The organism is Sulfuricurvum sp. (assembly GCF_028713855.1).
Classification (GTDB): domain Bacteria; phylum Campylobacterota; class Campylobacteria; order Campylobacterales; family Sulfurimonadaceae; genus Sulfuricurvum.
In genome coordinates this window covers 45,495-71,921 of the sequence record NZ_JAQTNN010000002.1, presented here as the reverse complement: position 1 = coordinate 71,921, position 26,427 = coordinate 45,495, and the positions used below count along the sequence as shown (strand labels likewise).

At 44.2% G+C, this 26,427-nt stretch carries 21 protein-coding genes; 1 reads left to right on the top strand and 20 read right to left on the bottom strand.

All coding sequences use genetic code 11. The features are described 5' to 3' along the window. Positions 1 to 19 precede the first annotated feature (19 nt). Positions 20 to 916: a tRNA (adenosine(37)-N6)-dimethylallyltransferase MiaA gene (gene miaA, locus PHI47_RS02410; protein ID WP_299933377.1), complete on the top strand. Its 897-nt coding sequence runs from the start codon at positions 20 to 22 to the stop codon at positions 914 to 916. Here miaA and PHI47_RS02405 read toward each other — a convergent pair. The 20 genes from PHI47_RS02405 to nfo form a co-directional block, all read right to left on the bottom strand. Further along, positions 908 to 3,265 (bottom strand): hypothetical protein, encoded by a 2,358-nt coding sequence (locus tag PHI47_RS02405; protein WP_299933375.1) that lies wholly within the window; start codon positions 3,263 to 3,265, stop codon positions 908 to 910. The genes miaA and PHI47_RS02405 overlap by 9 nt on opposite strands. A 30-nt stretch (positions 3,266 to 3,295) precedes the next feature. Continuing rightward, positions 3,296 to 4,801 carry an NADH-quinone oxidoreductase subunit NuoN gene (gene nuoN, locus PHI47_RS02400; protein WP_299933373.1) on the bottom strand — a complete coding sequence of 502 codons (1,506 nt, stop codon included), beginning with the start codon at positions 4,799 to 4,801 and terminating at the stop codon, positions 3,296 to 3,298. Then, a complete protein-coding gene (locus PHI47_RS02395) occupies positions 4,801 to 6,348 on the bottom strand; it encodes an NADH-quinone oxidoreductase subunit M (protein ID WP_299933765.1) in 1,548 nt (515 codons plus the stop codon). The genes nuoN and PHI47_RS02395 overlap by 1 nt, the downstream gene beginning before the upstream one ends. 9 nt (positions 6,349 to 6,357) lie before the next feature. Continuing rightward, on the bottom strand, positions 6,358 to 8,244 hold the full coding sequence (gene nuoL, locus PHI47_RS02390; protein ID WP_299933371.1) for an NADH-quinone oxidoreductase subunit L: 1,887 nt from the start codon (positions 8,242 to 8,244) through the stop codon (positions 6,358 to 6,360). A 3-nt stretch (positions 8,245 to 8,247) separates the two neighbouring features. Continuing rightward, a complete protein-coding gene (nuoK, locus tag PHI47_RS02385) occupies positions 8,248 to 8,553 on the bottom strand; it encodes an NADH-quinone oxidoreductase subunit NuoK (protein ID WP_299933369.1) in 306 nt (101 codons plus the stop codon). Continuing rightward, complete coding sequence (locus PHI47_RS02380; protein WP_299933367.1) at positions 8,553 to 9,131, bottom strand: NADH-quinone oxidoreductase subunit J; 579 nt, start codon at positions 9,129 to 9,131, stop codon at positions 8,553 to 8,555. The genes nuoK and PHI47_RS02380 overlap by 1 nt, the downstream gene beginning before the upstream one ends. A 9-nt stretch (positions 9,132 to 9,140) precedes the next feature. After that, positions 9,141 to 9,764: an NADH-quinone oxidoreductase subunit NuoI gene (gene nuoI / locus PHI47_RS02375; RefSeq protein WP_299933365.1), complete on the bottom strand. Its 624-nt coding sequence runs from the start codon at positions 9,762 to 9,764 to the stop codon at positions 9,141 to 9,143. Positions 9,765 to 9,776: 12 nt separating this feature from the next. Further along, positions 9,777 to 10,766, bottom strand: coding sequence for an NADH-quinone oxidoreductase subunit NuoH (gene nuoH / locus PHI47_RS02370; RefSeq protein ID WP_299933363.1), 990 nt, complete (start codon positions 10,764 to 10,766; stop codon positions 9,777 to 9,779). 3 nt (positions 10,767 to 10,769) lie between these two features. Beyond that, on the bottom strand, positions 10,770 to 13,256 hold the full coding sequence (locus PHI47_RS02365; RefSeq protein WP_299933361.1) for an NADH-quinone oxidoreductase subunit G: 2,487 nt from the start codon (positions 13,254 to 13,256) through the stop codon (positions 10,770 to 10,772). Then, positions 13,253 to 15,508 (bottom strand): 2Fe-2S iron-sulfur cluster-binding protein, encoded by a 2,256-nt coding sequence (locus tag PHI47_RS02360; RefSeq protein ID WP_299933359.1) that lies wholly within the window; start codon positions 15,506 to 15,508, stop codon positions 13,253 to 13,255. The genes PHI47_RS02365 and PHI47_RS02360 overlap by 4 nt, the downstream gene beginning before the upstream one ends. A gap of 10 nt (positions 15,509 to 15,518) precedes the next feature. Further along, the gene (locus PHI47_RS02355; RefSeq protein ID WP_299933357.1) at positions 15,519 to 17,516 is read right to left on the bottom strand and encodes an FAD-dependent oxidoreductase; all 1,998 of its coding nucleotides are present in this window, start codon (positions 17,514 to 17,516) and stop codon (positions 15,519 to 15,521) included. A gap of 9 nt (positions 17,517 to 17,525) precedes the next feature. Next, entirely contained in the window at positions 17,526 to 17,750 is a 225-nt protein-coding gene (locus PHI47_RS02350; protein WP_299933355.1) for an NADH-ubiquinone oxidoreductase subunit E family protein, read from the bottom strand. 12 nt (positions 17,751 to 17,762) lie between these two features. Beyond that, complete coding sequence (nuoD, locus tag PHI47_RS02345) at positions 17,763 to 18,989, bottom strand: NADH dehydrogenase (quinone) subunit D (RefSeq protein WP_299933353.1); 1,227 nt, start codon at positions 18,987 to 18,989, stop codon at positions 17,763 to 17,765. Between the two features lie 9 nt (positions 18,990 to 18,998). After that, positions 18,999 to 19,805 carry an NADH-quinone oxidoreductase subunit C gene (locus PHI47_RS02340; protein WP_299933351.1) on the bottom strand — a complete coding sequence of 269 codons (807 nt, stop codon included), beginning with the start codon at positions 19,803 to 19,805 and terminating at the stop codon, positions 18,999 to 19,001. Continuing rightward, positions 19,805 to 20,314, bottom strand: a complete 510-nt coding sequence (locus tag PHI47_RS02335; RefSeq protein WP_298691925.1) for an NADH-quinone oxidoreductase subunit B family protein — start codon at positions 20,312 to 20,314, stop codon at positions 19,805 to 19,807. Before PHI47_RS02335 ends, PHI47_RS02340 begins: the two co-directional genes overlap by 1 nt. Then, positions 20,296 to 20,685 (bottom strand): NAD(P)H-quinone oxidoreductase subunit 3, encoded by a 390-nt coding sequence (locus tag PHI47_RS02330; protein WP_299933348.1) that lies wholly within the window; start codon positions 20,683 to 20,685, stop codon positions 20,296 to 20,298. The genes PHI47_RS02335 and PHI47_RS02330 overlap by 19 nt, the downstream gene beginning before the upstream one ends. A 382-nt stretch (positions 20,686 to 21,067) precedes the next feature. Then, complete coding sequence (locus tag PHI47_RS02325; RefSeq protein ID WP_299933346.1) at positions 21,068 to 22,804, bottom strand: ATP-binding protein; 1,737 nt, start codon at positions 22,802 to 22,804, stop codon at positions 21,068 to 21,070. Beyond that, a complete protein-coding gene (locus tag PHI47_RS02320; RefSeq protein WP_299933763.1) occupies positions 22,801 to 24,345 on the bottom strand; it encodes a long-chain-fatty-acid--CoA ligase in 1,545 nt (514 codons plus the stop codon). The genes PHI47_RS02325 and PHI47_RS02320 overlap by 4 nt, the downstream gene beginning before the upstream one ends. Next, the gene (locus PHI47_RS02315; RefSeq protein WP_299933344.1) at positions 24,345 to 25,568 is read right to left on the bottom strand and encodes an outer membrane protein transport protein; all 1,224 of its coding nucleotides are present in this window, start codon (positions 25,566 to 25,568) and stop codon (positions 24,345 to 24,347) included. The genes PHI47_RS02320 and PHI47_RS02315 overlap by 1 nt, the downstream gene beginning before the upstream one ends. Beyond that, a complete protein-coding gene (gene nfo / locus PHI47_RS02310; RefSeq protein WP_299933341.1) occupies positions 25,568 to 26,416 on the bottom strand; it encodes a deoxyribonuclease IV in 849 nt (282 codons plus the stop codon). The genes PHI47_RS02315 and nfo overlap by 1 nt, the downstream gene beginning before the upstream one ends. Positions 26,417 to 26,427 lie beyond the last annotated feature (11 nt).

The window sequence follows — 26,427 nt, the reverse complement described above, 5'->3', positions numbered from 1 at the left end:
TGAGGGTATAATATCATCAATGAAACAAATAGCGCTTATCGGTTCCACTGCTTCGGGGAAAAGTGATCTTGCTCTTGAACTCGCACTAAACTATAATGCTCTTATATTATCGATCGATTCGCTCAGCATTTACAAAGAGATCGATATTGCTTCCGCCAAACCTACTTCATCAGAACTAAGTCTTGTGGAACATTTCGGAATCAATCGGCTATATCCTGATGAAAATGCCAGTGTCATAACCTTTATCGATGAATACAACCGTATTCGAGACAAGGCAGTACAAGATAAAAAAAACCTCATTATCGTCGGCGGAAGCAGTTTTTATCTAAAAAGTATGATAGATGGTCTCTCAAAAATCCCGGAATATTCTCCTGACACGATTGCACGTGCTAACAGTATGCTCACAGACCTCTCTGCATGCCATACGATGCTCAAGGCTATTGATCCTCTCTATATGGGGAAAATTACTCCCAGCGACTCCTATCGGATCGAAAAGATGCTTCTGCTCTATCTTGAAACGAATATCCCCCCATCTGAATGGTTTCGTACTCATCTGCCTCAGCCGATTATCACGAAATGTCCCGTCTTCGAACTCAAAATAGACAGAGCGGTTTTACGTGAACGCATAGCCCTTCGGACAAACAAGATGATTCGTATGGGACTGATCGATGAAGTCGCAGAACTTGAACGGCTTTACGGGAGAGTTCCCAACAGTATGAAATCAATCGGTATACTCGAAACGCTGGAGTTTTTAGACGGGAAAATAACCAAAAGTGAACTGATCGAGACCATTACAACCCATACGGCGCAACTCGCCAAACGTCAGCAAACGTTTAACGCCAATCAGTTTAGTCTAAACGGAAGCGGTGAGGTAGATAAGATAAGAGCCAACGCCGAAGCAATACTCCTACAATAGCCCCGATGCATCTTTAGCCAGTTTCCCCCACGCGGAATTTTTATCCGCTTTGATACTTGCATTAAAGGCATCACGTGCTTCACGTTTATGCCCTAATTTTTGTTCAATCGCACCGATCAGGTATTGTTGACGGGAACGTTTTTCAGTGTTGAGTTTTTGTTTGTTCAATGTTTTAAGAACCGTTAATGCCGCAGTGTCTTTTCCCAAATTTTGGTACGATTGAGCCAGAGTGAATTCGATGTACGGACTTTGCGTATAAGTTTTGGTTCGCTCCTGCAGCGCTGCTACTTTAGACGCATACGTTTGCACTATTCCTTCATCTTTGCGGTTAAGTCCCAAGCTCACCATTTGGGTATAACGTTCGATGTCTTTAAAATCGTTTACGAATGCTCCCTCAACCGCTTTGATATAGCGGATCATCCCATCTGCGTCACCTACACGCTGTGCGGCATCAAACATTGTTCTGTAGATATCATTCAACGGCGGATTTTTTTCTGCCCCCAGCAGGGTAATGAGTTCATTACCCCCTTTTATCGCCTCTTTGTACTCACCCAGACCAAACTGTGTTTTCACTATCCGATATAACCAAATTTGCCGTTGCGCTATCGATTTGGATTTCAAATGGCTTTGAGCTATTTTTTTGGCTGCGGCGTACTGTGTCGTTTTGAGTGCACAGTTAAAAAGATATTCATCCCATTCACTAAGGAGCCGTATTTTATACATACGCTGAAGCGTCATCGCTTCGACACATTTTCCCTCTTTAAGACGTGCTTTTTCCAAACCGATTGCACTTTTTGTGATCATGGCCGTGGTTTCAGGATACTCGGAGGATTCCAAACGGTATAACTCACTTTCCATGTCCAATATATCTTGATACTTTTGATCTTTAAAGAGGAGCTGTGCCTTTTTATAAAGGGCTTTTCGTCCTACGCTGTCATTGCCATAACGTTCAATCAATTCATTGTATTTTTTGATCTCTCCGGTCGTATTTTTATCTCCCTCATCGAAAAATAGGCCATCTTTGGCTCGACGTACCTCTTCGATAAACTCACCGTATTTATAGGTATCCAAATATTCATTAAAACGTTTGAGCGCTTCCGTCCGTTTGTTGGCTTTAGCCAGCTCAAGTCCAAGATTTTTCAGTATTATCTCATGATCGGGAGAGTTTTTTTCGGTTGCATTGATAAGCCCTTCCGAAATACGCGCTGCGGTTTTTGGATCATTCTTATCAAAAAAGACTTCTGCCATCGCCATGGCATTATCGCGCACTTCAGCAAAATAATTCGGATTGGCCGATGCGATTTTATCGATATACAGTGCCGCTTTTTTCGCATTATTATTGTTCAATTCGATTTGGGCAAGTTTAAAGGCAGCTTGTGAAGCGATGGCTACATCCTTGCTGCTTCCAAGGGCTTTTTGATAAAACTGTACCGCTTTTTTAAGATCTCCCGTACTTTCCAATTGTTCAGCTTTATAAACCATTCCTAATGATGCAAACGGACTGTCGGATTGTTCATCAAAAAGACGGTCAAAAAAGTAATCCGCATCTATACTCTGTCCAAGTTTTCCATAGGAATTGGCGATGTATGCCAATACCTCGGCGACACTCGGATCCGAAGAATAATCACGTAAAAATTGTTTGGCGACTTCGATTAGTTTTTCGGACTCTTCTTCGTGATGCAGTGCACGGATTTGATACAGCAGTAATTCATTTTTAAATACTGTTTTAGGATAGTTTTTGAGTGCATTGGTACTAAGATCAAGAACTTTCTCGTACTTCTTCGCCTCATATGCTTTTTTCATCTCCATATAATCGGTGACATCTTGAACCCGAGCGATTTTTATAGGGTTTCCCTTGAGGTCAAGCCCGCCGACAAAAGGGCGGATATCTTTGTTGATTTTTACGGGAAAGTTGATCGCGGATGAAGAAGGGGGTTGGATAGCGAGCAATGGGAGGGTTTGTGTATATCCTACGACACTCCAATGTTTTGTACTTCGGATACTTCCCTGAAAAGTTTCTGTCTCTTTGGAAAGGTCAAAGGCAAGCGGAATAAGTTTCATTTTCGCTTTAGGAGTAATCGTAATCGTATAACCCTGTGCTGTGGGTACACCAATGACATTCAGATGCGTATTATTGATCGGAGAAAAAGATTTAGAGGGGACTCTTGGCAAGCGGCAATCGATGCGTCGCGTTTCACCAAACTCATTGTTCGTTGCTTCACAACTGAAAGGGGTGGCATTTTGAAGGTGAAGGATACTAAATTTCTCCCCCTCCTCTTTTCCGCTTTGTATGGATAGTTCCATAGCGTACAGGGGAAACCAGAGGCACAGAGCAATCCAGTATCTCAAACCTTCCCCTTTATTTCCTCATAATAAGGATTAATAGCCGCTATTATACACGAATAGAGTGATAACTTTCAACAAAGGGTTGACGGCAAATACGGCAAAGATAGTTCCGACTACCGCAATTCCGATAATGGTTTTCAGTGAAAGCGATGCATTCATGAAATAAAACTTTTCATACCCTACCATCGGGTCTTTCATAAACATAAAGACGATAAGTTTTAAATAATAATACCCAGCAATCGCCGAGTTAAGCGCCATAATAAGAGCCAATCCGGTATATCCTGCACTGACGGCCGAACCGATCATGTACAATTTACCCCAGAACAGACCAAAGGGAGGAATACCGGCAAGAGAAAGCATAAAGAGCCCCATCATTACCGCACCCATTGGCATGGTTTTAACCATTCCTGAGAACTTCTCGTACGGATGATCCGAACTTTGCCCCGGAAGGAGGTTTTTCTGTCGATTGACCCATAACATGGTAAAGGCACCAAGATTGGTAAAGCTAAACAACGCCCAATACAAAAAGAGACCCGTATTGGATTGTGTCGTACCGATCAAAATCGCTGCCATAACAAAACCGGCATGAGAAATCGAACTGTATGCCAACATCCGTTTGACATCACTTTGAACCAATGCCCAAATATTCGATGCCGTCATCGTAACAACAACGCCGATATAGAGAATCACTTGAAGCCATACGACTCCGCTGTGTACCATAAATTCAAACAATCGCATTGCGACGACAAAGCCTGCGATTTTCGGAACGATCGACATATAACCCGCTAATGCGGCGGATGAACCTTCGTATACATCAGGTGTCCATGTATGAAACGGCACCATCGATATTTTGAATCCGATCGCGGCAATCATAAACGTGACACCGATCAAAACGTACCCGATATTACTGTAATGATCTTCCGCCAATACCGTTGCGATCTGATTGATCTCTACCGAACCGCTGATCGCATAAAATATCATTGAACCGAATGCAAAGAACCCTGCTGCCAAAGCACCCATCGTGAAATATTTGACCGCAGCTTCAAATGATTTAGAACGGTTGTGCAACGCTATAAGGGTATAAAGGGCCAGTGAAGCTGTCTCAAGTCCGATGAAAATCAAAATAAGATTATCGGTCGCAACCATAAATTGGAAACCTGCTATCATAAACAAGAAAAGGGCAAAGTATTCCGGATAGTTATACTCATGGAAACGTTTGGACGTCAATGCCAACGGGATGAAGAGCATCGAACCTACAACAATAATGATCTGCGCAAGAATGGCAATTCCATCCATCAACATAACATCAAAGAACCCAAGTACCGTTCCATTTTTAAGAAATACGCCGGCAAAATCAACCAACGATCCTAAATCCAACAGTAAGAACAAAAGGCTGACCATAACGTACAATGACTTGTGCAGCCCTCCTTTTACCAGATCGATTACTAAAATAGTTAACGCACCGACTATTGCAATAAGCATCGGAGCTAAAGTCGCTAAATTAAGCGACGCAAGCGAAACATGAATCGGCTCTAACATTAGTTCGCCTCCTTCATAGAAATAATCTTTTTCGATTCCGAAAGATTAGGGATACGTTCTTTCGCTTCAGGGCTTTGAGCTTTATCGTGCATCAACTGTATAATCGACTCAACACTGTTGTTGATCGGACCCAACACCGGTTTAGGGTAAACCCCTAACCAAATAGCAACGATAACAAGAGGGATAAGACCAAATAGCTCAGTTTTGTTAACGTCTTTTAGATTTCTGTTTTCTTCGTTCGTTACGGTACCGAAAAATGCTTTTTTATACGCAGATAGCATATAGATAGCGCCAACAATAATCGCAACTCCGGCTGTAAGCGTCAGCATATGAGACTGTTTGTAAAAACCGAGCAGACTCAAAAACTCTCCTACGAAGTTAATCGTAAGCGGCAACCCTACAGATGCCATCATCATGATCCCAAAAATGGTCGCATAACGCGGCATAACAGACGCAAGACCACCAAATTCAGACATCAATTTCGTATGACGTCGGTCGTAAATAACACCGACAAGTAAGAACAGTGCCCCCGATACGACCCCATGTGCCAACATTAAAAATACCGAACCGCTGACACCTTCAACGTTCAATGCAAATGTACCGAGGATAATAACCCCCATGTGTGAGACGGAGCTGTACGCAACGACTTGTTTAATGTCCTCTTGCGCATAAGCAACCATTGCTGTGTATATAATCATAATAATAGCAATAATGGCGATCGGAAACATAAAAAATACCGATGCATCCGGGAACAACGGCAATGAGAAACGGACAAACGCGTACGTTCCCATTTTAAGCAAAATTGCCGCCAAGATCACCGAACCGATAGTCGGTGCTTGACCATGTGCGTATGGCAACCATGTATGAAACGGAAACATCGGAACTTTGATCGCAAATCCGATGAAAAATGCCGCGAACAGCCACAACTGGAAGTTCTCCGGCAAAATCAAACGGTACCACTCAAGGATTGAGAAACTCCATTGACCTGTCGCTTGGTAATAAAAATACGCCATAAAAAGCATACCGACGAGCATGACTAACGAACCGGTAAAGGTATAAAGGAAAAATTTGATTGATGCGTAAATACGCAGCGGTCCGCCCCATGCACCGATGATGTATAACATCGGAACGAGAGAGAGTTCCCAGAAAACATAGAACACAATAGCATCCAATGCCGCAAATACGCCCACCATCGTCATCTCAAGAAACAAAAGCGTGATGATAAGATTTTTTACATGACGCGTTTCAGTTAATGACCCGATCCCCAGCAACGTAAAAAACGTCGACAAAATAATGATAAAGAGTGAAATACCGTCCACACCAAGCAGGTAATTAATACCAAACGCCGGAATCAACGGCATAGATTCCATAAACTGCATTCCTGAAACCATCGGGTCATAGGCATACCACAACCATAAAGAGAGAATAAACTCGATAAAAGCCACGGCAATACCGTAGGCTCTCATGCTATCTTTTGTGACGACAAATCCGAGCATTGCAGCCAACGCCGGGAAGAAAATTAAAAGTGTTAAAATATGATCTATCATCATTACTCCTTAAGCGCTAACCGCGTTGTATCCGACGGTAAAGGCGACGGCAAGTGCCAATAAGACAATTAAACCGAATACCATCCAACGAAGCATCGTCGAGAGATTGCCGTTTTGGATATCACGTGTATTTTCACCCGTTTTGTAAATAGCGTTGGCAATCATATCTACCGTCGCATCAACAATTTTAAGATCAATCTGTTTCCAGGCAATTTTCGAAAGTTCCAAATACGGTTTTGAGAAAACTTCCTCGTAAAATTTCGGAATATAATATTGGTTCCACAGCAATTTATAGCCAAAACTATTTTCCATTTTAGAGCTGCCATCCGGCACACTGTTCCAATTACTGTATTTTTTATACGCAAACAAAATAGCAGCCATAACAAAAAGCTGTGTTCCAATCGTCATGATCCAGAAAGTCACTTCATTATGAACATGATACTGTGTCGATGGAAGGAGATTGATGACCAATTGGTAATAGGTCATTTTAAATGAACCTGCAATCATCGCCAACAAAAGCAACGGAGACATTGCCACCAACATAAATTTATAGGCTTCGTGCGGATGGATACCGAAAAGTTTATAGCGTTCTTCCCCGTGGAAAATCAAAGCGACAAGACGGAAGGAATAGAATGCGGTCAAACCGGCAGTCAACAACAATACCGTATAGATAACATAGTGATGTTCAACAAATCCGACTTCCAAGATCAAATCTTTAGAGAAGAACCCTGCGAATGGGTAGATACCCGCTAACGCAACGGATGCAAGGGTCATCATGATAAATGTCCCTTTCATCACTTTACGCAGTCCACCCATTTTGAATGGATCGAGTTCATCATGCATTGCATGCATGACGTTACCTGCCCCAAGGAATAAAAGAGCTTTGAAAAATGCATGCGCCATTAGGTGGAACAACGCTACCCAGTACGCACCCAAACCTGCGGCAACGAACATGTATCCCAGTTGTGAAAGAGTTGAATACGCAATGATACGTTTCATATCACGGTTAACCAATGCCATTGATGCCGCAAACAAAGCAACAAATGCACCGAGACTCGCGATAAAGAGTCCGACATTCGGGATCAAATCGTAAATTGGGTTAGCACGAACGACCAAATAGACCCCGGCCGTAACCATGGTAGCTGCATGGATCAATGCCGATACCGGAGTAGGACCTTCCATCGCATCGGCAAGCCATGTATGCAACGGAAATTGCGCCGATTTACCCATAGCACCAATGAAGAGGAAAATACCGATCCATGTGATAATGACGATTGGAAGATTACCGATTTCTGCAAACACAACATCGTATTGGAGAGACCCAACATTCCAGTAAAGCATGAAAATACCGATTAACATCCCAAGGTCGGCGATACGGTTCATAATGAACGCTTCATTTGCTGCCCATGTTGCCGATTCTTTGTGGTACCAGAATCCGATAAGTCCCCATGAACAAAGTCCGACCCCTTCCCATCCTATGAAAAGCCCTGCAAAGTTATCACTCATGACAAGCACCATCATCGAGAAAACGAATGCTGAAAGCCATGCGAAGAAACGGTTGAACCCTTTGTCATGATCCATATATCCGACAGAATAGATATGAACAACGGTTGAAACGATCGTTACGACCATCATCATGACGACACTGACCTGATCGACAACAAACCCAAACGGAATGTAAAGATCACCCGTCGCCATCCATGTCATCATCTCAACGTGAACCGTATGGCCGCCCATAACGTAAGTGAGCAAAATCGCACTGCTCACAAACGAGGTAAACAGTAACCCTGAGGCAATATATCCTGTGAGATACGTTTTAGGTGTCATACCGAACAATGCCGAAAACAATGACCCAACCAACGGAGCGAAGAGTGCAATATATAAATAAAGTTCCATAGACTATCCTCGCATTGAATTCATTTGATCTAGATCGATCTTACCGGTACGTTTGTACCATACGATGAGAAGACCCAAGCCGATCGCCACTTCAGACGCCGCAATCGCGATAATAAAAAACGCGAACATTTGACCGCTGAGATCGCCCATATAATGCGAAATCGCCGCAAATGCAACATTCGTCGCATTGAGTAAAATCTCCGTTGCAAAAAAGAGCATTAAAAGATTTTTACGGCGCATAACCCCGATCAATCCGATCGCGAACAAAACACTTGATAAAACAAGATAATGGGTCAGTGTGATTTCCATTAGTGCCCCCCCGCTTGTGGTTCAATACTGTCATCCATTGAGCCGATATCTTCTTCGGCCATCAATGTCAACGATTTATCCATTTTCTTGCCGGCTAAAACGATTCCGCCGATCATTGCAACCAGAAGCATAACCGCTGCCAACTCAAAAGGGACAAGGTATTTGGTAAAGAGCACCATACCGATCGCTTGCGTGTTGCCGATTGCCGCATCAATCGGATAAAGCGCTTGAATATTATTCGATACGATCGGTGCAACGAAGATAGCGACTACCATAACGGCTGCCAATACGCCCAATACAAATACGATTTGAGGGTTGGTTCGTTTTTCTACCACGTTACGCGTCGTATCAAAAAACATCATACCAAACGCATAAAGCGCCATAACGGCTCCGGTATAGACGATGATTTGGATAGCACCCAAAAAGTCGGCTCCCAAAATAAAGAAAAACGCCGAGATGAAAATCATCCCAGCTGCCATTGCGGTAATCGCATAAAGCGCTTGACTCGTCATTACCGTGATGGTAAACATCACGATTGTGAGCGCCGCAAACAGATAAAAAGCAATTGCTTCAAACATTCCTACTCCTTAATACGCCAACGGGGTCTTTTTGACCGACGCGTCGCTTCCTGGGATGATGGCTCCGAAGCCTGGGTACTCTGATTGTTCACCCGCTTTAAGAAGATCAAGCGGAGTAAGCATGTCATCTTTGATGACGAAATGGGCACGCTGTTCAGAGCCGTTTTCATAACGTCCACCGTGAACGATAGCCAATTCCGGACACACTTCCGCACAATATCCGCAGAAGATACAACGCCCAAGATTGATACTATACTCGGTAACTTCTTTACGGCTGTTCTCATCGATACGGGTATCCATACGGATACAATCAGAGATACAGATTTTTTCACACAATCCGCATCCAATACAACGTTCATATCCCGACTCCCACAGACGAAGCAGTTTATGAACCGCACGGTAGCGAGGACCGATCGGGAGTTTCTCTTTCGGGTATTGAACGGTATGGATATCAAATTTGATCATCTCACGCATAACAACCCACAAGCCCACAAACAATTCGCCTCGTACGGCACGTTTGAGCGCCTGTTTAAATTTATCCCATCCGGTAGTCGGATAGGTTTCGATATCGACGTAATAATAAGCGCTATGTTCACTTACGTTTCGGTCTGTAAATACTTCTTCATGATGCATCGCACAACCTCCTTAGAACATCATCACGATGCCGGTGACAACCACGTTGAGCACCGCAATCGGCATTAAAACTTTCCAACACAACCACATCAATTGGTCAGGTCGGACATCCGGCCATGCGGCACGTGTCCAAAGGAAAAAGAAAAAGAAAAACGCTACTTTGAGGATCAATTGGAATGCTCCCGCAAAAGTACCGTCACCAAAACCGCCCAAGAAAACAATAGCGATTACAAACGAGATAAAGAACATGTTCGCATATTCACCGATGAAGAAAAGACCCCAGCGCATACCCGAATATTCCGTACCGAAACCGTCAATGATTTCGTGATCGTTCGCTACAAGGTGGAAAGGGGTACGCCCTGTCTCCGCAAATGCGGCAATCCAGAAAAGAACAAATGCAACCGGCTGTGACCATACGATCCAGTGTGTGATTCCACCGACTTGGTAGTTGTTAATATCGACCAATGACAATGACCCCACCATCATAAGCGGTGCCAACAAAGAAAGACCCGTAATTACCTCGTAAGAGATAAAAATAGCCGCACTACGCGCTGCTGAAATCAGTGACCATTTATTCGCAGATGCCATACCGCCCAAAAGAGGTCCGTACAATCCGATCGCCATAACCCCAAGCACGTAAAGGATACCAACATTAATATCCGCTACGATCGGGTGCACCGTATAGCCCATAACCGTAAATTGAGGCCAAAACGGAATTGCGGCTGCCGCCATAAACGCTGTTGCCGCTGTAATAACCGGAGCAATTTTAAAAATCGGTTTAACCACGTTTTGAGGGATAATATCCTCTTTGGTGAAGAGTTTGATCCCGTCTGCCGCAACTTGCAGCAATCCGAAAGGACCGACGTGCATCGGTCCAAGTCGTCGTTGCATGAACGCGAGCACTTTACGCTCGAAATAGGTTCCGAGACCCGCAAGTGCTGAGAAGATTAATAAGATGACGACGATTTTAGCAATCGTCTCAATAATAAATGCTACATCCATGCTTTACACCTTTTGAATTGATACGCACGTAAAACGGTAACCGTCAAACAGTGCTTCAGAGTTGATAGCGGTATCGAACGTCGGAAGATAAGGGATATCTCCTGCAATCTTACCGTCGGTTATAACGTTGACACTCAGCTCGCCACGTGCCGTTTTCACGCGCACATGATCCCCTTCGTTCCATCCGTTAGATTCCATAAACATTTTAGAGACATAAAGACCTCCATTTTCTTGAAGTTGATGGGAAGCTGCCGTAAACGGTGAAAATTGGAGAACCGGATTTGCCAAATAGACCACGCTATCGGTAATAGCCGCATTCGAATCAAATCCTTTAACGCTTTCATCGCCGTTCGTCGCAATCGCTTGAGCTTCTAAGCAATAACCGCGAACCTCTTCCCCGCTGTTGGTGTAGTGATTCGGAAGGGTATCAAATTCTACCGCTTTGAATCCTGCCGCAACCGGAAGCTGCGCTGTATAGTTCACCGTAAATTTCGCTGTAACGCCAAGTGAAGAGGCAATATCATTAAGAATATATCCGCCGTAACTGAGGGCTGCATTAGTCGGATTCACCCGTTTATCGATACCGGTGAGTGTCCCCTCTTGCTGATTAAGTGATGGCATATCCAAATCGCCATTCCCAAGTGCACTAAGGGTAAAATCACCCGCGGTGTTGTAGCCGATTGTGTAACTTCCTCGCTCACTGTCCAAATCACAAATCAACGCGACACCGAGAGTGTTCGAGAGATTCGGAATCATCGTGACACTAAACGCAGTGTATTTTTCGATCAAGGCAACCAATCGTGCGCAGTTAGCCGTGTTTGGATGGGTATAGAGGTCAGGTCCTACCATCAATGCGAAGTTCTCTTTTTTCGCCAAATATTTAGTGAGCGTATCGCTAAATCCTACCGGCGCATTTAAAAGAGCGAAGAGTGCATTTTCATCCACTTCGACCTCTTTGGAAACTTTTTTCTTAATCGTTTTAGTGACCTCTTCGCTCACTTCTTCTTCAACCCCGGTCTCTTCATTGAGTACTTTTTTGACGACGGTTTCGGTCACTTTTTCATCGACCGTCTCTTCAATGGTTACTGTTTTAGTGGAGTGAAAAGTTGCCAAATACTCTGTAACACTTGAAGGCATAGCAGCTTTATCCCCGAAAAGATCGAGCATCAAATAAAGAGCCGCCTCTTCCATCATCGGTGCATGGTTGAATTGAGTCACATTTTTCGACATATCCGCAATGACAGGATCATTGATCGGATGGAAATACAACCCCGCCCCTTTGTTCATCGATAACGCGTTGTTCATCGCGAAACGGGCATTCGGATTATCTGTTTTAAGCGCACTACCGATTGAAACAACGAAATCGGCTTCATGAACTTGTTTCAAGTCGCCGCCGTAGAGTGATTTCCCGCTAATAGTACTGTAACTGCTTAAAAAGTTTTTGAGAGCCAATGCTTCGTTATTCACTAAACGGTAACCGTATTTCTCTTTCAAACGTTGAAGGATCAAAGCCTCTTCATTCGTGATTGTAGAGGTGAATGCAATGGTATCGGCTTTTTTGAATGCGGCAATCGCGGCATCAAAAGCAGCCGGATTTTTCACAACATCACGATTTTCAAAATCATATCCGTAACGTCCGGCACCGCAGAGAGAAACGTAATTCCACTCATTCTTGACACGGTAGATTTTGCTCTCCGGATTTTCGATAGAGGTGTGTTTGATATCGTAACTGAGTTGGCATCCCGCCGAGCAGTGTGCACACGTTGCAGGGATTTGTTTATGTTCCCATGCGTTGGAAGTGTACTGATAATCACTGCTGACTAATGCACCGACCGGACATACGGAGCTGCACTCACCACAGTCGGTACAATCGAGTTTATCTCCGCCGTTTGGAGCAATCAACGATTTGTTGAGTTTGTTCCACATCGCATAGGCGTCTTTGGGCATAGATTCTTTGAATTCAGCCTCAATAGCATCTGATCCACGTGCAACCGTAGAGAGTGCTGCATCTCCGATCATATCTTTACAGACAGTGATACAACGCTCACACATAATACACAATGCCGGATCGTAATGGATCAATCCCCAGTTTTGTGCCGGCTTGTGGGTATCTTTGATCGAATAGGTTTGCGTATCTACACCCACTTCTAGCGTATAGTTTTGCAATTCACACTCACCCGATTGGTCACATACGCCGCACTCTAACGGATGGTTTACATCGTAAACTTCCATAATTGCTCTTCGCTCTGCCACAATATTCGGTGTCGTAGTGGTAATATCCATTCCCGCTTTGGCTTTTGCATTACACGCATAAACTTGTTTACCATCGGCTTCGACAAGACAGATACGGCATGCCAATGTCGGCGAACATCGTGTCAAATAACAAATCGCAGGGATAAATATCCCGTTTGCCCGTGCCGCATTCAGGATATATTCACCCTCTTGCGTCTGGACAGTGCGGCCGTCTATGGTAATCGTGATTTCATTCATGATTCGCTCCCCATCCTCATAATTTTCACCTTTTCAAAACGATATTGTTCATTCAATTCACCGAATCCGACATCGTATGCCGGAACTAATGCAATTGTCCCTTTTAAAGTAGAGTCGAGTTCAAAAATTCGTTCTTGAGTGCCTTGAGGAAATTCAATTCGAATTTTATCACCATCACCGATTTTTGCAGCAGCAGCAAACTGTGCCGAACCGCGCAATGTTGCCTCTTTTTCAAGCTGTTTGGTACGAGCCGTATAACCGTTGAACTGATTGACAGGATTACAGCGGTACACAACAGTGCCGTTAAATTCCGGCAAATCTTCAACTTCTTCCAAAATACCATTGGCTTCAACGTCAATGTTTTCCAAAATATAACCTCGGTTATCTTCTCCAAGAGCCCCGTAAAAGTTCCCCAAACTATCGAATGAAGTTCCATTAAATCCTTTGGAAACAGGAAGTTTTTCGGTGTAGTCAATCGTATGTTGCGACACTAACCCTAAAGCATTTGCAATGTCGTTAAGGGTATACCCCTCAAAAGCTACCGCAACATTGGTCGGCAATACCTGATGATTGATACTAACAAATGTTCCCTCTTGAGAATTCAGTGACGGCAGTTTCAACATGACATCACCGATCGATCCCATCGTATAATCGCCTGCCGCATTATATCCGACAACGTTTCCGCCGAACGTATCAACATCAAGATCACAAATGAGCGATATACCGATAGTATTGACGCTCCCAGCTACCACAACAATCGAAAACTCGGTATACGTTTCGATCATTGCACACAAACGTGCGATATTCGATGCGCGTTCATGATTCAATACATCGCTTCCGATAATCAGCGTTTTACGTTTTGCACGCGCGAATGATTTAGCGATGTGTGTGTATTCTTCATCCCCGACATTGCTCTCGGCGCATAAATACCCCTCATCAAGTCCGTCGAAAAAGGTTTTTGTTTCCTCAGAGATATCCGCGCCGCTGAGAAGTGTTTTTGCTAACATAGCAATCACACCCTCTTCAGTTCCCACTTCGTATTTAACAAATTGGGTAACGACATTTTTGAGCCACTCATCTTCAAGCGGGTGCATATACACCACTTTTGCACCTCGGTGACGAGCCGCTGTAGTCATCGCATAACGAACTGCCGGATTATCGGTGACGATACGCCCTCCGAGAACAATAATACCGTCACTTTGCACAATGGCGTCCAAACTTCCGCCGAATCCTGTTTTTCCGCTGATAGACGCGTATGCAGCCATAAAACTTTGGTACGCACGTGCCTCTTCGTTATAAAGTTTAATCCCCAGTTTCTCTTTGAGCCCTTGAAGAATCATCGCCTCTTCATTGGTGATGAGTGAATTGAAACGGATAGCCGTCGCGTTTTGAATCGCATGAACCGCTTTTGCCAATTCGGCTTCGTCTTTCGTTCCCTCGACTGCAAAATCAAATCCAAATCGTCCCGCACCGCAGAGAGTGGTATGTTCGAAATTATTCGTTACGCGATAAATCTTCGCTTTTGCACCGATTGAGTTTGAAGTGTGACGCACTTCGTAGGTCAATGAACATCCCGCTGAACAGTGAGCACACGTCGCAGGGATTTGGGTAAGTTCCCACGCGTTGGCACTGTATTGGAACTCTGAACTGACCAATGCACCGACCGGACATACGGCAATACACTCACCGCAGAACGTACAATCAAGAACCTCACTGTTTTTAGGAATAACTGCTGATTTATATCCTCCGAATTGAAGTTCAATCGCATCGTCACCGATAATTTCGTTACAGACGTGAACACATTTTTCACACAAAATACATAGTGATGGATCATAATTGATTAGACCCCAATGCTCGATCGTGCGGTGATGCTCTTTGGCGCTGAAATGCTGTGCGGAGACACCAAATTCCAACGTTTTGTTTTGAAGATCGCAAGCCCCTGATTTATCACACACGCCGCATTCCAACGGATGGTTGACATCGTAAAGACGCATAATATTTGTCCGTTCTTGCTCAAGGCGCTCCGAATTAATCGTAACACCCAAACCTTCCGTCGGAGGAGTTTGACAGCTGAGAATCAATCCGTCCGTTTTGTCCGTTTCAACCACGCACAAACGGCATGACGCACACGGGGTTGTTTTTTCCAAATAACACATCGTCGGGATATAGAATCCCGCTTTGCGTGCTGCTTGGAGGATTGTTTCCCCTTTTGAAGCTATGACGGGCTGGCCGTTAATCGTAAAATTGATCATCCATCCCTCCTTAGTGTGCTACCATCGCGATGTAGTAACAGCGCATACAGCGTTCCGCTTCCGCAAGTGCCTCTTCTTGCGTAAAGCCGTATTTAACTTCACGGTTATTGTCTTTGCGTTCATCAACAGTAAGCACTTCACTGTGTTGGCGCGGCAAGCCCGGAAGCCATCCGACGATTTTCTCTTTTTTATCATAGACTTTGAGTTTACGGAGGTGATCTTCCATAATCTCATCATCGGTTAAGGTGATTTCACCGTTTACGACATAGCGTGACATCACCGATGCTGCACGTTTTGCCTGACCTACGGCGTTAACAATTGTCATCGGCCCGTATTCACAGTCACCTGCCGCAAAGATCCCTTTGCGAGAGGTCATGTAGTCTTTACCGTTGGTTTTAATCGTCGCCCATGACGTACGCTCAACTTCCCATTCTTCAGGGATCAGCTTCAAATCAGCACTTTGAGATACCGCAGGAATTAGAAAATCACACTCAATGTCAAACGAAGCCCCTTCGATTTTCTCTAAAGTCGGACGTCCGCCGTTTGGATCAGGAACCAGTTCGTAACGATCCACGGTGAGCGATTTGAGAACATCATTCTCATCGTTCATACGCGCGACAGCAGAATGGAAAATAAATTCAACTCCCTCTTCGACCGCTTCATGATACTCTTCGTAGGTCGTGTTTTTGATAATCGTTTTCTCATCACGGCGATAAAGCATAATAACTTTTGCCGCATTGGCACGGATTGAACAGCGTACAACGTCCATCGAGGTAAATCCGCCACCGACACAAACAACAGTTTTGCCGGTAAGATCCAAATCTTGTCCGATTCCGTATTTCACAAACAAATTCACTTCATCGAGCATATCGATCGCGCCCCAATATCCAGCAATCTCTTTGCGTTCATTATCACAATAGACTTTTTTCGAAATACGAGTACCCGTAGCTACCAATGTAGCGTCATAATCGTTTTCGAACTGACGCATCATATCCGCAGTCACTTTTGTGTTTGTGATAAAGTTTACCCCAAGAGAACGAACCGCTTCAATGTCTTGATTGTATTTATCAATCGGCATTCGGTATTCAGGTACACCGACCGCTACTTCGCCACCGAGAACCGGCAGTTCTTCATACACATCAACATCAATACCATCCAATGCCAAATAATAAGCACCGGTAAGGCCTGCAGGGCCCGCACCGATTACCGCTACTTTTTTACCGATAGAGGCTTTTTTCTCACTCGGGTGGAAGAATCCGAAACCGTGATCGGTCTCATAATCGGCACCCAAACGTTTGAGTTCCATGATCGAAATCGGCTCATCGAGGTTAGTACGACGACATTCGGTTTCGCACGGGTGAGGACAAACACGTCCGCAGGTATGTGCAAGTGGCATCGTCTGACGGGTTGCCATCAATGAATCATCAAAACGCAAATCTCTTACACCCTCAATGTATGCCGGTATATCGACATGCGCCGGACAGGCATCCATACACGGTGCGGTGATTTTTGCAATGTAATTGGTATCTTCCATATGGTAATGCTTGGAAGGTTTTTGGTTCTCGATACACGCCATGAACTCTGACTCGAAGTGAGTCATCAGATCCAATAACGGGTTTGGAACCGTTTTACCAATCTCACATTTGGAAGTCTCCTGCATTGTGCGAGATACCTCTTTGAGATGCTCCATATCCGATACCGCACCCTCACCGCGAGCGATTTTATCAAGCAAATCGTACAAAATACGTCCGCCCCATCGTCCCGGTGCACAGCGTCCGCACGCTTCGGAGTAAACCTGATATTGTGCTGCATATTCCGTCGCTAAACGAACCACATCAACATCCGGATTAAAAAGCGCTACGCCATCCCAGCCGATAAATGCTTTGGAATGGGCATGCTCGTTGTATTCCAACGGGAGGTTGTAAGCAGAATTTTCCCAAGCATCGTCATTTTTGCCGATGTTGTTGATTTGCTCACCCCGCCACGTGGAGAAATAGACTTTACTCACAGCGGTTCCTTATTTCTTGACCACGATGGTCCAGTCAGCTTCGTTGAATTTCAACGAATTCATGAGTTCACACCCAAGCTCTTTAACCAAATCAGCCGATTGTTGGATCGGGGTAAAATCACCGATTTCAAACAAAAAGATCAACACTTCACCCGGTGTTGCTTCTTCTTTGATGATGACGGACATGCGATCTGCAAAATTTTCTTTTAAATGACGTAAGTCGTAACGTTTCACTGCATGCTCCTTTTAGCGGTCTACTTCACCGAAGACGATATTGGTCGTCCCGATGATAGATACAACGTCCGGAATGTAGTGCCCCGGTAATAAGTCGGTCAAAATTCCGGTATGCCAGAACGACGGCGCACGGAGTTTAAGACGGTACGGATAAGCTCCTCCTTGGGAGTTGATGTAAAACCCAAGTTCTCCTTTAGGCGATTCGGTCGCGATATACACTTCTCCTACCGGAGGACGCATCCCTTGGGTCACAAGGACGAAATGCTGCATCAACGAGTAGTTTTGAGTCATAATGTCGATTTTAGGTGCCGAAATGTATTGCGGTGCATGTGCCATCAATGCAGGTTCAGTCCCCTCATACATGTCGATTACTTGGTACAAGATTTTTGCTGATTCACGCATCTCTGCCATGTAAAGTTTGTAACGGGCATAGTTGTCCCCTTTGTCGGAAACAGGAACATTGAAGTCCACTTCATCGTAAAGCTCATACGGCTCTTCTTTACGAATATCCCATTCCACTCCGGATGCACGTAGCATTACCCCTGAACATCCCCAGCTCAAAGCCATCTCGGTAGAAATAACCCCAACATTTTCCATACGCATTAACCAAATACGGTTGGTATCGAGAAGGTCTTCGTAGTCTTTGATATTCTCCGGTAATTTATCGAGGAATTTACGTAAATCAGCAATGAAATTGTCCGGTAGATCGAGAGGAACACCGCCGATACGAATCGCCGCATGGGTCAAACGTGCACCGCAGTAATCCTCGATCAAGTCCATCAAATACTCACGCTCACGAAACGCAAACAAGAACACCGTCATTGCTCCGATATCCAGAGCCGTCGTCGCCAACCAGAAAAGGTGGGACATAAGACGGTTGGTCTCAAGAAGCATCATGCGGATCACTTTCGCACGGCGCGGAACATCAAGACCGATGAGTTTTTCAACTGCTAATGCAAATCCATAATTGTTCGAACTTGAAGCGATATAGTCCATACGGTCGGTTGTCGGCATGAACTCATTATAGATCATGTTCTCCGCCATTTTTTCCATACCACGGTGGAGATATCCGATATCCGGATGCGCTTTCGTAATCTGTTCTTGCTGCAAATGAAGCATCAAACGAAGCTGTCCGTGCGCCGATGGATGCTGAGGACCGAAGTTTAGGATCAACTCATTGTCGTCACGGTCAAAGGTAATATTTTCGAAAAAAGGTCTTAGTCTATTGGCTTGTTGCATATGTGATCCTTAACGGTGGCGATCAGAGATCACGACACTCTTCTCTGCGTCAAATTTTTCGATCATGAAGACTCCATCATTCTCTTGGTAACATAACGGAGTATCCGGTTCGCCTTGAGAAATATCGGTACCATGCGGTACTTCATGTCCCAAACGGGCAAAACGTTCGGTATCGTATCGGTCTATTCGTGCCGGATCACGGTTTTCAGGCCCAATAATCTCACGTGCCTCTTTACCGAAGATTTTATCTACCTCATACCATTGAGCAAACTCATCCCCTTGAAGCGGATAAGTTTTACGCAGAGGGAATCCTTCCCAATCGTCCGGCATCAAGATACGTTTCATAAATGGATGGTTGTTCACTACTACACCAAACATATCATACATTTCACGCTCCGACCAGTCAGCTGAACGGAACAATTTTTCAACGCTTTGGATCGACTCTTTTTCGCCGATTTTGCATTTTATGCGAACACGTTTACGCTTGGACATACTGAGCATTTGGTAGAAAATCTCAAATTTTCCCTCGCTTGCCAACCAGTCAATCGCAGACATCTCGGAGAGTTGATTGTATGCAAGAACATTTTTCATCATCTCAATAACGCTGAAGTTATCTACAGCATTGATAACGACCACCATTTGACCCACTTGGATATACGCATCCAATACATCAAATTTGGCTTTAATCGCTTCAAGATCAGCGGCAAATACAGCATCCTCGCTGACATCACTTTTCGCTACTTGAGGGGCAACCCAATAGCGATCGGTATAGTAAGGTTTTTTCTGTACATCGTCTTTAGGGGTGTAAGCTCTCATTACATCAACCTTTTTGGTTTTTGAGCGCGTGATGCACTCTCTTTACGAATTTTTTGTTGTAACAACAATACGGCATATTGCAAGGTTTCAGGACGCGGTGCACAGCCGGGAAGATAGAGATCGACAGGAATAACGCGATCCACACCCTGAACCGTAGCATAGGTATTAAACATACCGCCGGTGTTTGCGCATGAACCCATGGAGATAACCCATTTAGGCTCCGTCATTTGATCGTACAAACGGCGAATAAACTCCGCATGTTTTTTCGTCAACGTTCCCGCAACAACCATCAATTCTGCTTGACGCGGTGATGCACGGAAGATCGTACCAAAACGGTCAAAGTCATAGCGGGATGCCCCGGAAGCCATCATTTCGATACCGCAGCATGCCAAACCGTATGTCAATGCCCAGATTGAGTTCGATCGACCCCAGTTGACCACTTTGTCGATAGTTGTCAATGCGACGGGAAGTCCGCCGTCTTTGAGATAATTTACTTGATGTTGTGCCATTCGAGTGCCCCTTTCTTCCACGCATAAACGAAACCGATAGCTAGCAGTAAGATGAACATCATCATCTCTGCAAAGCCGAACCAGCCTAATAGTTTGAAATCAATTGCCCACGGAAACATGAAAACAATCTCGACATCAAACAGTAAAAACAGCAATGCAAACAGATAAAACTGCGGCGAAATACGGTTAGGCTGTTTTGTCACTTCCGGTCCGCATTCATAAACCGAGAGTTTAATCTTTTCAGTGTCCTTAGCCGCTAATGCGCGACTGGCTAAGCGTGCAATAACCGTCGTGGCATAAAATGCCCCAAACGTCAATACAAACAGTACAAATACCCCAAAATAAGGATTTGCTACGTGGTAATGCTCCATAGTTCCGACCTTTTCGTGGTTGATGGCCTATCCTGCAACAAAAAAGTTTCCTGTTGCACGATACGGTTTTAGATAAAAACAGTTGTTGCACTATAACAAAAAGAGAATTAAAGCAAACCCTTAATTCTTAATCATTCATTTATCTTTTTTAGCTATTGTCACAATAGGAAACACCTAAAACGCGTACTTTGCAGGCAAGTGTTATTTTTTGTAACAAAATAGAATGTTAAGTATTAAATGTGTCACAAATTTCTACATTTCATCAAAAAACAAAAAATATGAATAAATGACTGTCGATAATGAAAGATTTATGAAAGGGAACGAATTCCCCTTTCTGAGTGGTGAGCATCGAGATTACGATCTCTATAGAAAAATTTACTATTTAATGGTTTATGAAGCCCATTGATTTTTCCCCTTCGAAACTGCCTGAACGCTCTTTTTGTATTTCTGCAACAAAATCTTCGAGTTTAAACGATCCCTCTTTTCGTGCCGCTACCTGATAGGCAGTATTTTTGACGATCAGATTGATCTGCCCGCCCGTCAGAGGATAGGAAGCGAGTTTCTCAATATCAAATCCATCCGCATACGGTGCGTTTTTCGGTAGCATCATTTTCCACAGCGTCAATCGCTGTTTCTGATCCGGTTTTTTAAACTCGATTTTGTAGTTAAATCGACGCGAAAATGCTTGATCGATATTTTCAAGCAAGTTAGTCGTCGCAATCAAAATCCCCTGAAACTTCTCGATCTGTTCCAAAAAGATGTTTTGCATCTGATTGTGCATCTGATCTGCCGATGTGCCTGCACCTTGCGAACGTGATGAGAGAAACTGATCGGCTTCATTGAGCAATAAAATCGGTTCCGTTTTTGTTTGACGGGTCAAGTCGGCATACGTGTCAAAAATCTTGCGGACGTTTTTTTCCGACTCACCGACGTACATCGAGAGGATTTTAGAACAGTCAAAACTCAAAACTTGTCGTTTAAGTGAACGGGAAAGAGAATGTGCCGTCAATGTTTTCCCTGTCCCCGGAGGGCCGTAGAAAATAATCCGCGCGTCAATCCCCGCTTTTTTATCCTTGACTCCCCATTCATGAAGGCGTGCAATCACTTCGCGATCGAGCTGACGCATCAGGTTTGAGAGTGTCTGCTCAGTAGAAGGGTTGAGAACAACATTTTCCAATGAAGTTGTCGGTTCGATCAACTCAAAAATCTCCTGCTCTTTAATCAACATATCGAGTTTGAGTTTGCGTACTTTTTTCTTTTTCTGCGGATGCATGATCGACTGAAGTACCTCATCGACAATATAAAAAGCACGGCTGATACCGCCGAACGGGTTAAGCATCTCTTCGTAATCGATCACTTCTTCATTGATGAGACGTGCTCCGTCTTCGAGAAGAGCACGATTTTTAATCCGTTCATAATCATCGAAACTGATCAGATCGATGAGGGTATTCATCTCTCTCAAATTACCCTCCGTCGCACTGTACTCTTCTTTTAAAAGGGCGAGAAAGATAACCTGTTCTTTGGGTTCGAGTTTCTTTTGTTTGAAAAAACGATCCAGCACAACATCGAGTGAGGTTTGGGCAATCCGCTCATCGATCCGTTTTTCGAGGAGATCGAGTTTGTTTTGGATACGGTTGATCCCGAGGGAATGCTCATTTCCGTTATGACGGATAATCGACATCTTCTGATAAAGCTCGATTCGGAAAAACTGATCTTGGAGATATTCCAAATGATCGGCATAAGGTTTGATATCAGGAAGCGTCATCTCCAAAGAACCCTCTTCGAGAAGTTTCATAAAGACCGACGTAAGTGCGACAGGAGTATTGTAAAGTTCCAATTGTGACATATCGCTGATTTTGATCGGTGTGAATGAATGATGCGTAATCCATCCTAATTCCAGCAGAGTTTTCACCTCTCCGAAATGGCTGAGATACGAATAATCATCGGCGCCATAAAGCTCTTGAAGCAGTTCGGCAACAATCACATCTTCTTGGGATTGTAAAAATTTACGAGTTAACAGCTGAAGTACTTTCGCTTCATCAACCGTACATTTGAGTTGAGCAAAGATATGGCTCTTTTCAATCGTTTTATTTTCTAAAAAATCTACTAAGTATTTCAATTCAATCCTTGTTTCAGAATGCGCTTTAGAACTTTGCCTGTCGCGGTTTTCGGAAGAGATTCTACCACGGTTATGGTTTTGGGGATTTTAAATGCAGCCAAATGCTCTTTGAGCTGAGATTTGATCGAAGCTTGAGTTGTACCTTCATGCCCTTCTTCCAGTTCGATAAAGGCGATGGGAACCTCTCCGCTGTGTGGATCGCTTTGCGCAATCACTGCCGCTAATTTAACACTCGGTAAAAGCATCATTTGCTCTTCGATTTGACGGGGGTAGATGTTGATCCCTTTGGAAATAATCAAATCCTTGATCCGATCAACGATGTAAATATATCCTTCTTCATCGACTTTTGCGATATCTCCGGTACGCAACCAACCGTTTTGAATCGTCTCTTCCGTCTCTTTTGGATTATTCAAATACCCTTGCATCACGCAATCACCGCGAACAATCAGTTCACCCGCTTCACCAAAGGGAAGTTCCATCATCTCATCATTAACAATTTTTACCTCATACCCGAACAACGGCAATCCAACAGAAAGAGGCTTTTGTTTTTCGAGGGGGTTGATTGCTACGGCCGGAGAACACTCACTTAATCCATATCCTTCTAACATTGTGGCTCGTTTAAAAGTGGATCGAAATCGATTAAGAGTATCTTGACTCAGTGCCGAACCGCCTGAAACAAAAACTCGGATACGGTTAAACCAAAGAAAATACCATGGCAATTTGGCGCGGATCAGGGCATTGTAAATATCGGGAACCCCCATAAAGATCGTTACCCGCTTGAGCAGTGTTTGTTTGATTATATTGCTAAACGGCAAAATCGAAGGGATAATTACAAAAGATGCTCGCATAAAAAATGGCAATATCACCATAATCGAAAAAGTAAACGAATGAAACATCGGTAAGTAGACGATAAATCGGTCACTCTGACGTAAATCAAATCGTTCTTTTGCTGCGATAAGGTTGGAAAAAAGATTTCGGTTGCTAACCATTGCCCCTTTGGGATGGCCGGTTGTCCCTGACGTATAAAAAATAACGGCCGTATCGTCCAATCCTCCGAAAGAATTAGAAAAGTCGGTATTCAGATGCTCAGAGAGAATCTCATTTAATAACAAATGGCGAGGATCTTTAATCGGTGCTTTATCTATCCATATTGTATATTCGATGGATTCAACATCATCGCAAAGGGTTTGGACTTCTTTACTCAATTTGGAACCGGTAATCAGCACTTTAGCACCGCAGTCGCCCAAAATATACTGATACTCTTCGTTTTTGAGCAGCGTATTGATAGGGATTACTGTCGAGCCTAATTTACTTATGGCAAAAACACTTGCGACAAACTCAGTGCTATTAGGACAAATCAAAGCGACCCGATCCCCTTTTCCAACACTAAGAAGCTCCAAAGCACGTGCATACTGATCTACCTGAATAAGAAACTGCCCATAGGTATAACTCTTGTCCTCTATAAACAAAAGCTTTTTTGAAGGGTTTTCGTTTGCAACGCTAGAAAGCATTGCATAAAAATTTTCATACGGGTAACGGATCAAAAGCGATACTCAATTCCTGCTGTAACCAGATAAGCTCGTGCATCGGTAAATTCACCGTTAACCGGATTGCTACCGCCGCTTTGATGTACTTCACGCGACTTTTTCATATCCACCAAACCGGCCAGACCAATGTTCCAATGGGAATCAAGCTGATAGCGTCCGCCCAATGAGACAATCCACGCATCGGAATCCGGCAACTCATAACCGAGGGTTGTTTCCGGTGTAGGAGTTTCATCGTAAGCTACCCCTGCCATCGCCGTCCATTTATCGTATTTTTGGGTCAAACCGAGACGGTAGCTGTTAGAATTTTCATAATTTTTTGGAACTGCCGTACCAAAAGCAACCGTTGCGGCATTCACGGTACCGTCATAATCAAAATCCAAATTTTTATACGCTGACCAATAAGTTCTTTCATAAACGGCTTCAACCGTAGTCCCTGTATCAAATGTATAAGCAGCCGCTAGATTAAGTGCTGCAGGAAGAGGAATCGTAACGCTGGCAGAACCATTATATGCCGCATGTGATGGATGGGCGGAAGGTAAATAGTTTAAAGTGGCATCCCCTTCTACCGTTAAATTGATTTTAGAACGATAGGTAGCTGCTAGCGAAAGTTCAGGTCTAGGTTTCACCATCAATGCAAGGTTATACCCAACATCTATAGAATCTCCCTGTAAATCTCGAACAACCTGTGACGCTCCGCTATCGCTTTTAACGACACCATCCGTTCGAACAATTCTAAAACCGACACCCATGCTTACCGTATCACTCAATGGCACCGCCATAGAAGGATTAACTTCTATAGTTTGGAGTGTAAATTCCTCTGCACTTGATTTCGCCGGTTGAGAATCCCATCGTTTCGACAGACCTGCCGGAGCAACAATACTCAATCCTAAACGTGCACCGTTTTCACCTAGTTTTTTAGAAGTAAAATGGAGTGTAGGGACCAAAAATGATTCACTTTTGGAATCGATATTGGTTGTTCCGCTTGTTGACGCATAATGAATTTTCGAAAGTCCGATATAGGTCGCATCCACTTCAAGCAGATTTGCATCATCGTTATACACCATCGCTGCAGGGTTATAGTACGCCGCATCGGCACCGTGTGAAGCAGCCACATACGCTGCACTCAGCGCGGTAGCATTGATCGAACTCTCAGGGATCGCGTATCCCCCTGCCATAGCTGTCGCTGCTGCAGCGGACAGTAATACCAAACTTCTCATTATTTCTCCTGTAGTGAATAGAGTAGCTCTATCTCCTGCGCCCAAATCGTCTCATCGATCGTTTCCAGCACCAGCGGGATGTCATCCATACGCGGATCGTTCATAATAAATCCGAACGGCTCGATTCCAAGTTTCCCTTTGCCGATTGAGTCATGTCGGTCGACATGACTCCCCAAATCAGGTTTAGAATCGTTGATGTGCATCCCTTTGAGATAGTTAAACCCGACTATTCTATCAAACTCTCCCCAAGTTGCATCATAGGCTTCACGGGTTCGGATATCGTAACCTGCGGTAAACATATGACACGTATCGATACACACACCCACACGTGATTTGTCCTCTATACGCTCTATAATGGCACTCAGATGCTCAAATCTCCATCCCAGATTGCTCCCCTGACCTGCCGTATTCTCAATTACCAAAGTGACACCATTTGTAACACTGAGTGTTTCATTCATACTCATCGCTATGCGATCGATACACTCTTCTTCGCTGATTTGTTTCAAATGGCTCCCCGGATGGAAGTTCAACCGATCGAGTCCCAGTTGACTACAACGATTCACTTCATCGATAAACGCTTCGAGCGATTTTTGCCGCTTATCCTCTTCGGGATGTCCCAGATTAATCAGATAGGAATCGTGGGGAAGAATGTGTTTTGGGAGAATCCCACTTTTGGCAAGGTTCGCTTTAAAGAGTGCAATAGTCTCTTCTTCGAGAGGCTTTGCCGCCCACTGTTTTTGGTTTTTGGTAAAGAGGGCGAATGCTTTTGCACCGATCGCCATTGCATTGAGAGGAGCGTTAAAAACGCCGCCCGAAGCGGAAACGTGTGCTCCTACGAATTTAGACATGATAATTTCCT

Bases quoted from the DNA above. Each gene is read 5' to 3' on its own strand.
- miaA (WP_299933377.1), top strand. From the start codon at position 20: ATGAAACAAATAGCGCTTATCGGTTCCACTGCTTCGGGGAAAAGTGAT.
- nuoN (WP_299933373.1), bottom strand. From the start codon at position 4,801: ATGTTAGAGCCGATTCATGTTTCGCTTGCGTCGCTTAATTTAGCGACT.
- PHI47_RS02395 (WP_299933765.1), bottom strand. From the start codon at position 6,348: ATGATAGATCATATTTTAACACTTTTAATTTTCTTCCCGGCGTTGGCT.
- nuoL (WP_299933371.1), bottom strand. From the start codon at position 8,244: ATGGAACTTTATTTATATATTGCACTCTTCGCTCCGTTGGTTGGGTCA.
- nuoK (WP_299933369.1), bottom strand. From the start codon at position 8,553: ATGGAAATCACACTGACCCATTATCTTGTTTTATCAAGTGTTTTGTTC.
- PHI47_RS02380 (WP_299933367.1), bottom strand. From the start codon at position 9,131: ATGTTTGAAGCAATTGCTTTTTATCTGTTTGCGGCGCTCACAATCGTG.
- nuoI (WP_299933365.1), bottom strand. From the start codon at position 9,764: ATGCATCATGAAGAAGTATTTACAGACCGAAACGTAAGTGAACATAGC.
- nuoH (WP_299933363.1), bottom strand. From the start codon at position 10,766: ATGGATGTAGCATTTATTATTGAGACGATTGCTAAAATCGTCGTCATC.
- PHI47_RS02365 (WP_299933361.1), bottom strand. From the start codon at position 13,256: ATGAATGAAATCACGATTACCATAGACGGCCGCACTGTCCAGACGCAA.
- PHI47_RS02360 (WP_299933359.1), bottom strand. From the start codon at position 15,508: ATGATCAATTTTACGATTAACGGCCAGCCCGTCATAGCTTCAAAAGGG.
- nuoD (WP_299933353.1), bottom strand. From the start codon at position 18,989: ATGCAACAAGCCAATAGACTAAGACCTTTTTTCGAAAATATTACCTTT.
- PHI47_RS02340 (WP_299933351.1), bottom strand. From the start codon at position 19,805: ATGAGAGCTTACACCCCTAAAGACGATGTACAGAAAAAACCTTACTAT.
- PHI47_RS02335 (WP_298691925.1), bottom strand. From the start codon at position 20,314: ATGGCACAACATCAAGTAAATTATCTCAAAGACGGCGGACTTCCCGTC.
- PHI47_RS02330 (WP_299933348.1), bottom strand. From the start codon at position 20,685: ATGGAGCATTACCACGTAGCAAATCCTTATTTTGGGGTATTTGTACTG.
- PHI47_RS02315 (WP_299933344.1), bottom strand. From the start codon at position 25,568: ATGAGAAGTTTGGTATTACTGTCCGCTGCAGCAGCGACAGCTATGGCA.
- nfo (WP_299933341.1), bottom strand. From the start codon at position 26,416: ATGTCTAAATTCGTAGGAGCACACGTTTCCGCTTCGGGCGGCGTTTTT.